At 70.1% G+C, this 1,219-nt stretch carries 1 protein-coding gene; it reads right to left on the bottom strand.

Annotated elements, in window-relative coordinates; translation table 11 throughout:
• Positions 1-1,219 (bottom strand): AMP-binding protein (locus tag AB0C36_RS43145; RefSeq protein ID WP_358365302.1); only part of this gene is annotated, 1,219 nt, incomplete at both ends.

Below are 1,219 nucleotides of genomic sequence, written 5' to 3'. Positions count from 1 at the left end.
GCCGTGCCGCGTTCGGGGGTCCACCACACGGGTTCGTCGGTGCGGAAGCCGGCGCGCCGGAGTTCGACTTTGTTGACCTTGTTGGTCGCGGTGACGGGGATGTGGTCGGTGAGGCGTACGAAGCGCGGCGCCATTTTGGTGCCGAGGTCTTCTTGTGCGGCGAGGAAGGCGGCGAAGGTTTCGGGGTCGAAGGTGGTGCCGGGTCGCAGTTGCAGCGCGGCCATGACCTGGTCGCCGGCGACGGGGTCGGGGACGCCGTAGACGACGACGGCTTCGACGGGTTGGTGGCGGGCGAGGATGTTCTCGATCGTGGCGACGGAGAGGTTTTCGCTGTCGACGCGGAGTTTGTCGTCCGAGCGGGCCGCGAAGTACAGGTATCCGGCGTCGTCGCGGTAGAAGTGGTCGCCGGTCCAGTACTGCCCGTCGCGGGTGCGGGCGGCGTTGGCGTCGTCGTTGCGCCAGTAGCCCTCGAAGCCGTTGCGGCCCAGGTTGACCAGTTCGCCGATCGCCTCGTCGCCGTTGGCCAGCCGCCCGGCGGAGTCGAACACCGCACGCGGGCACTCCTTGCCGGTGGCCGGGTCCAGCAACGCGGCCTCCGGCGGGCACGGACCCACGGCCCGGTCCGGGGTGCCCGGCTGCCAGTTGACGCTCATGCCGCCTTCGGAGCTGCCGTACCCCTCGGTGAGCTTCGTGCCGAAGCGCTTCTCGAAGCGCTGCATGTCGACGGTCCCGGCCTCGGTGCCGAAGGCGTTGCGCAGCGAGTTGTCGGCGTCGTCGGGCTGCTCGGGGGTCGCGAGGATGTAGGAGATCGCGCGTCCCACATAGGTCGTGTACGTCGCCCCGTACCGCCGCACGTCCTCCAGGAACCCGGACGCGGAGAACTTGCGGCGCAGCGCCACCGCGCCCTGGGCCCGCATCGCCGGCGCCCAGTTGGCCATCAGCGCGTTGCCGTGGAACATCGGCATGCAGATGTAGTGCACACCGTCCTCGTCGAACCCGAACTGGTCGGTCAGCGCCGTGCCCGCACCCGCGAGACGGCCTTGCGAGCAGATGACGCCCTTGGGGGCGCCGGTGGAGCCGGAAGTGAAGACGATCAGCAGGCGTGTCTTCGGGTCCACCTCGGTGCCGGGCAGCGCGGCCCCGGCGTACGGCGCGAGGACCTCGTCGTATCCCGGGTCGTCGACGACGAGGATCCGCTCGGCCGGTATGCCCAGGTCCA

This window comes from Streptodolium elevatio (genome assembly GCF_040649515.1).
GTDB lineage: Bacteria > Actinomycetota > Actinomycetes > Streptomycetales > Streptomycetaceae > Yinghuangia > Yinghuangia elevatio.
The sequence above is the reverse complement of the archived record's forward strand: the minus strand, read 5'-3'. Positions and strand labels throughout refer to the sequence as shown.